The organism is Leifsonia sp. Soil_N53 (assembly GCF_057655165.1).
In genome coordinates this window covers 1-5785 of the sequence record NZ_JBDGMM010000004.1, presented here as the reverse complement: position 1 = coordinate 5785, position 5785 = coordinate 1, and the positions used below count along the sequence as shown (strand labels likewise).

Annotated in this window: 7 protein-coding genes and 1 pseudogene; 2 read left to right on the top strand and 6 right to left on the bottom strand. The window is 73.1% G+C overall.

What is annotated here, in order from left to right; translation table 11 throughout:
• Together AC3A3H_RS00100 and AC3A3H_RS00095 are read right to left on the bottom strand one after the other, a co-directional pair.
• Positions 1 to 191, bottom strand: a pseudogene (locus tag AC3A3H_RS00100) (fructosamine kinase family protein); the annotation flags it as partial.
• 14 nt (positions 192 to 205) lie between these two features.
• A complete protein-coding gene (locus AC3A3H_RS00095) occupies positions 206 to 658 on the bottom strand; it encodes a VanZ family protein (RefSeq protein ID WP_487612497.1) in 453 nt (150 codons plus the stop codon).
• 18 nt (positions 659 to 676) lie between these two features.
• On the opposite strand from AC3A3H_RS00095, the gene AC3A3H_RS00090 reads away from it, so the two are divergent.
• Positions 677 to 1873 (top strand): low temperature requirement protein A, encoded by a 1197-nt coding sequence (locus AC3A3H_RS00090; protein WP_487612496.1) that lies wholly within the window; start codon positions 677 to 679, stop codon positions 1871 to 1873.
• 95 nt (positions 1874 to 1968) lie between these two features.
• Here the strand turns inward: AC3A3H_RS00090 and rpsO are convergent, their stop codons facing one another.
• The 3 genes from rpsO to AC3A3H_RS00075 all read right to left on the bottom strand — a co-directional run bounded on the left by rpsO (position 1969) and on the right by AC3A3H_RS00075 (position 3774).
• Positions 1969 to 2238, bottom strand: a complete 270-nt coding sequence (gene rpsO, locus AC3A3H_RS00085) for a 30S ribosomal protein S15 (RefSeq protein ID WP_487612495.1) — start codon at positions 2236 to 2238, stop codon at positions 1969 to 1971.
• A gap of 142 nt (positions 2239 to 2380) precedes the next feature.
• Positions 2381 to 3139, bottom strand: a complete 759-nt coding sequence (locus AC3A3H_RS00080) for a VOC family protein (RefSeq protein WP_487612494.1) — start codon at positions 3137 to 3139, stop codon at positions 2381 to 2383.
• 26 nt (positions 3140 to 3165) lie between these two features.
• Positions 3166 to 3774, bottom strand: a complete 609-nt coding sequence (locus AC3A3H_RS00075; RefSeq protein ID WP_487612493.1) for an acyl-CoA-like ligand-binding transcription factor — start codon at positions 3772 to 3774, stop codon at positions 3166 to 3168.
• An 88-nt stretch (positions 3775 to 3862) separates the two neighbouring features.
• Between AC3A3H_RS00075 and AC3A3H_RS00070 the strand changes: the two genes are divergently transcribed.
• Positions 3863 to 4621, top strand: a complete 759-nt coding sequence (locus AC3A3H_RS00070) for an SDR family NAD(P)-dependent oxidoreductase (protein WP_487612492.1) — start codon at positions 3863 to 3865, stop codon at positions 4619 to 4621.
• A gap of 28 nt (positions 4622 to 4649) precedes the next feature.
• Here AC3A3H_RS00070 and pdxR read toward each other — a convergent pair.
• Positions 4650 to 5785 (bottom strand): MocR-like pyridoxine biosynthesis transcription factor PdxR (gene pdxR / locus AC3A3H_RS00065; RefSeq protein WP_487612491.1); only part of this gene is annotated, 1136 nt, incomplete at its 5' end.

The window sequence follows — 5785 nt, the reverse complement described above, 5'->3', positions numbered from 1 at the left end:
CGGGCCGCGGCGGCGGTCGGTCGGGACTCCGGCACCTCCTCCAGCTCGATGCGACCAGGGCCGACAGCCGCCACGCGCACCACGCGGGCGCCGCCGTCGCGTTCGGCCTCCGCCAGCCAGCGCAGGCCGGCGGCCTCCGCCTCGAAGAACGAGGCCGGCGCGTCGGGGCGTTCCTTCACGATCGTGCGCACGGGGTCCACCGTACTCAGGCGCGCTGCGACGCGGCCGCGACGGCGCCCCGCTCCCGGCTCCGGCGCTCGCGCGCCGCCGTCACCACCGCCACCACCCCGATCCCCAGCAGCGTCCCGAGCGCATTGGCGATCAGGTCGCGCGGGTCGCTGAACCGCGTCGGGAGGAACAGCTGGACGAACTCGATCGTCAGCGTCGTCGCGACGCCCAGCGCGAACGCCAGCCACCAGCGCCAGCGGCCCAGCAGGATCGCGAACAGCACGCCGAACGGGACGAACAGCAGGACGTTGGCCGTGGTCTCCACCACGTCGTAGTCGATCCAGGCGAGCAGCGGGGTCGCCGCGAACGACGCAAGCAGCCCCTCCAGCAGTGTGTTGCGGTGCGGGTCGGCCGGGAACGGGTTCAGCGTGATCCACGCCACGAGCAGCAGGTAGGCGGCGGTGACGGCGAGGAGGGCGCGGCGGAGCATCCTCCTATGCTTGCGCACATGAGCATCGCCTTCCGCATCCCGATGTCCGGTCGCTCGACCGACGAGGAGCATCGCGTCTCCAGCCCGCTCGAGCTGCTCTTCGACCTGACCTTCGTCGTCGCGGTCGCCCAGGTGTCGGCGCAGCTCGCGCATGCGGGCGAGCAGGGCCACGCGCTGTCCTTCCTCGGCCCGTACCTCATGGTGTTCTTCGCGATCTGGTGGGCGTGGATGAACTTCACCTGGTTCGCCTCGGCGTACGACACCGACGACGTGCCCTACCGACTCACCACGATGGTCCAGATGGGCGGCGTGCTGGTGCTGGCCGCCGGCGTGCCTGCCGCGTTCGAGCATCAGGAATTCACCGCGATCATCATCGGCTACGTCATCATGCGGCTCGCGATGGTCGCCCAATGGGTCCGCGCCGCCGTCGAGCATCCCGACGGGCGGGCCACGGCGACCCGCTACGCGGTCGGGATCGCGGCGGTGCAGGTGGTCTGGGTGGCGTGGGGGTTCCTCCCGGTCGAGCTGAAGCCGTGGACCTTCCTGCTCGCAGCGCTGCTGGAGCTGCTGGTGCCCGTGTGGGCGGAGCGGCCGGGGATGACCTCCTGGCATCCCCACCACATCGCCGAGCGCTACGGGCTGTTCACGATCATCGTGCTCGGCGAGTCGGTGTCGGCCTCGGCGATCGGCGTGCAGAGCGCGCTGGCGGAGCACGGCGTCTCCCCCGCGCTGGTCCTGATCGCGGCCGCCGGGCTGGTGCTGCTCTTCGCGCTCTGGTGGCTCTACTTCCTGGAGCCGGCGGCCGAGGGCCTGCGGTCGAAACGCGAGAGGTCGTTCTACTGGGGCTACGGCCACTACTTCGTTTTCGCGTCGCTGGCCGCGCTCGGGGCGGGGCTGGAGGTCGCGGTGCAGCGGGGCGCAGCGCACGCGGCGATCCCGGACATCGCGACCGAGTACGCGATCGCGATCCCGGTGGCAGTCTTCCTGCTGATGCTCTACGTGCTGCACGCTCCGCTGGTGCCGGAGGTCGTCATCCGGCCCCTGAAGACCGGGATCGCCATCCTCCTGGTGCTGCTCGCTCCGCTGGCGTCGCCGCTGATCGGGCTGGTGGGGGTGACGATCGCGATCGCGGCGGTGGCGGCGGCGCTGGTGGCGGTGACGCTGCTCGACCGGGTCACGGCGGCGCGGCGCAGAGGCGCGGCCGGCCCGGTGTAGGCCGGGAACGCGGAACGGGCCGCCACCCGGAGGTGACGGCCCGTTCGCAAGAAGATCGCGTTGTCGATCGAAGCTCGACCTGCGTGCGACCTGCGTTATCGACGCAGACCGAGGCGCTCGATGAGGGCGCGGTAACGGCTGATGTCGATGTCCGACAGGTAGCCGAGCAGGCGGCGACGCTGACCGACCAGGAGGAGCAGGCCACGACGCGAGTGGTGGTCGTGCTTGTGCTCCTTGAGGTGCTCGGTGAGGTCCTTGATCCGCTTGGTCAGGATGGCGACCTGAACCTCGGGGGATCCGGTGTCACCGGGGTGGGTCGCGTACTCTTCGATGATCGCCTTCTTGGTCTCAGCATCCAGTGCCATAGAGGGGATCCCCTTTCTCTCGCTGCGCGGTGCCCGGGGCCGGATGCCTGGGCTCTCTTAATCCGCGGCCGTTCTGACGGCAACCTGAAGAGTTTAGCAGACCAGGATGCCCGCGCCGTCCGCGCGAGCGCCCGTCCCGACCTCAGCGCGCATCGGGTTCGAGGAGGCCGAACGCGGCGCCCTGCGGGTCGGTCACGATCGCCCAGCGGCCGACGCCCCCGGCGGCGACCGGAGGCTCCAGGATGGTCCCGCCGAGCCCCGTGAGCGCCTCCGCTGCGGCGTCGAGGTCGGCAACGCCGACGTAGACCAGCCAGTGCGCAGGCACGCCCTCCGCGGCGGTCGTGGCGCCCGCGACGTTCGCGGGGCCGACGTCGAGCAGGCCGTAGGGTTCGTCGTTCACCCGCATCTCGCTCACCGCGACGCCGAGCACCGCCTCGTAGAAGGGGAAGGTGCTCTCGTAGTCGGGTGCGGCGAGCTCCAGCCAGTCGACCGCGCCCGGCTCGTCGCGCAGCCACGGGGAGTCCTGGGCGCGCTGCCACAGCCCGAGCACCGCCCCTGCCGGGTCGGCGACGATGGCCATCCGGACGCCCGGCATCAAATCGCCCGGAGCCAGCAGCACGGCTCCCCCGGTCGCCGTGGCCGCCGCCGCGGACGCGTCGATGTCCGCCACGGCGAAGTACACCGTCCAGACCGGGCGCTGCATGCCGGGCGGGAACGGCCCGATCGCGGCGACCGGGGTCCCGCCCAGCTCCGCGACCGCGTAGCCGCCGTGGGCGGGGTCGGCGTCCGGGACCTGCCACCCGAACAGCGCGCGGTAGAACGCGGCCGCGGCCGCGCGGTCGGAGGTCTGGAGGTCGGCCCAGACGGGCGTGCCGGGAGGGAACTCGCTGACGATCGGCATGGCGCTCAGGCTACTCGCGCCGCGGGTCAGCCGGGCAGCCCCCGCAGCACCTCGTCCAGGGCCGCCACGGCCGTCGCGGCCGGGTCGTCGCCCTCGCCCCGCACCGCCCACCAGAGCAGCGCCGAGAAGTTCGCCGAGCTGATCGCGTCGGCCAGTACCTGCGGGCGCAGCGCCTCCGCCGGCTCCCCGAGCCGGCGCGCGATGAACTCCGCCAGGATGTCGCGGTTGGCCCCGAGCCGGGTCAGCCCGAACCCGATCAGGGCCGGGTCGGAGGCCATCAGCCGCAGCCGGAGCCTGGTCGCCTCGATGCCCTCGGCGCCGAGGTCGAGGGACTCCGTGATGGCGCGGGCGATCACGTCGCGCGGGCGCTCGTCCGCCGGCGCCGCGTCCAGGACCGCGTGCATCCGCTCCACCACCGGCTCCAGTCCGCCCCACACCAGGTCGGGCTTCGACGGGAAGTAGCGGAACAGCGTCCGGCGGCCGATGCCGGCGAGCGCGGCGAGCTCGTCCATGGTGGTCGCCTCGTACCCGTGCTCCTCGAAGTGCCGGAGGGCCAGCAGGGCGACCCGCTCGGGGTCGACGTCGGCCGGCCTGCCGCGGCGGCGGGGGGCGGGTTCGGCTTCCAGCGGATTCATGGCCTCCATTATGGCACTTGGTGTTATAAATGCATCGACGCCCACCATCGAGCGCCCACGAGGTCATCGACACAAGGAGTACGACAGCATGAGCAGCAACGGATCCGGACGCTTCGCCGGAAAGACCGCCATCGTGACCGGAGCGGGCTCCGGCATCGGCCGGGCGACCGCCCTCCGCCTCGCCTCCGAGGGCGCTCGCGTCGTCGGCAGCGACATCTCGGCCGACCGCCTGGCGGCGCTGGTGGAGGACAACCCCGAGCTCGACATCGTCACGGTCGCGGGCGACGTCTCCAGCGAGGAGACCATCGCCGCGGTGCTGGCGGCCGCCGGGGGCCGGGTCGACGCCCTCGCCAACGTCGCGGGCATCATGGACGGCTTCCTTCCAGCGGCGGAGGTCGACGACGCGACGTGGGACCGGGTGTTCCTCGTCAACGTCACGGCGATCATGCGGCTCAGCCGCGCGGTCCTCCCGCTCATGGTCGCGGCCGGGAGCGGGTCGATCGTCAACGTGTCGTCGGAGGCCGGCCTCCGCGGTTCGGCGGCGGGCGCGGCGTACACCGCGTCGAAGCACGCCGTCATCGGCCTCACCAAGAGCACCAGCGTCTTCTACGCGCCGAACGGCGTCCGTGCCAACGCGGTGGCGCCGGGCGGTGTCATCACCAACGTGGACGGCACCTTCAAGTCGCAGCTCGCCGGCGAGCGGCTCGGCCCGATCATGCAGACCAACGTCCCGCCGGTCGCGCACCCCGAGCAGCTCGCCGCCGCGATCACCTGGCTGCTCAGCGACGACTCCGCCAACATCTCGGGGACCGTGCTGGCATCGGACGGCGGCTGGTCCGCTATCTGACGCGCGGCGCCATCAGGCGTGCGCAGACCTACCCCGCGTGCGTCCGGCCCACCGCCTCGGCGAGGAGCCGGACGCCGTCGGGGATGTCCGCGGCCGCGATCGACCCGAAGCCGAGCAGGAGGCCCTCGAAGCCCTCGCCGAGGGCGAACCGCGGCAGGGGCTGCACGGCCACGCCGGCGACGGCCGCCGCGGCCGTCACCCGCGCGGAGTCGAAGGCCACGCGCGCCACCGGCCGCAGCGCCAGGTGCAGCCCCGCGGCGGACGGCACGACCGAAAGCCGCCCGGAGAGCAGCCGCTCGGCCTCCCGGCCGATCAGCGCGTGCCGCTCCTCGTACACCCGCCGCGCCCGGCGGACGTGCGACGCGAACGCCCCCGAATCGAGCAGACTCGCCATCGCGGCTTGCGTGACCACGTCGTTGTGCCAGTCGGTCAGCCGCTTGGCGCCGCGCAGGGCCGGCACGAGCGACGGCGGCGCCACGACGAAACCGAGCCGGAGGCCGGGCAGCATCGTCTTGGAGAACGTCCCGACGTAGGCGACCCGGCCGTCGGCGTCCAGCCGCTGGAGCGGGTCGAGCGCCCTCGCGCCGAAGCGGTACTCGCTGTCGTAGTCGTCCTCGATCACGACGGCGTCCTGGCGCGCCGCCCACTCCAGCAACGCGGCGCGCCGGTCCAGCGACAGCACTCCGCCGAGCGGGAACTGGTGGGAGGGCGTCACGTAGACCAGCCGGGCCCGCGGCAGCAGGTCCACGCGCAGGCCGTGCTCGTCCACGGGCACCGGGACCACGCGCGCGCCGAGCTGCTCGAAGAGCTGGCGGACCGGAGGGTAGCCCGGGTCCTCCACCGCGACCGTGTCGCCGGGCTGGAGCAGGATGCGGGCGAGCAGGTCGAACGCCTGCTGCGCACCGCTGGTGACGACGACGTCCTCGGCCGCGGCCACCACGGAGCGCGCGAGTCCGAGATGCCGCGCGATGCCGGCGCGCAGCCGCACGGGCCCGGCGGGATCCGCGTACTGCGCGGACCGCAGGGCCGGCCCGCGGAGCGCCGCCGCCACAGCGCGCCGCCAGGCGTCGGCAGGGAACAGCGCGGGGTCGGGCGAGCCGACGCCGAAGTCGTAGGCGATGGGATGCGGCTCCGCCCAGAGCGGGTCGGCGAGGTCGCGCCAGG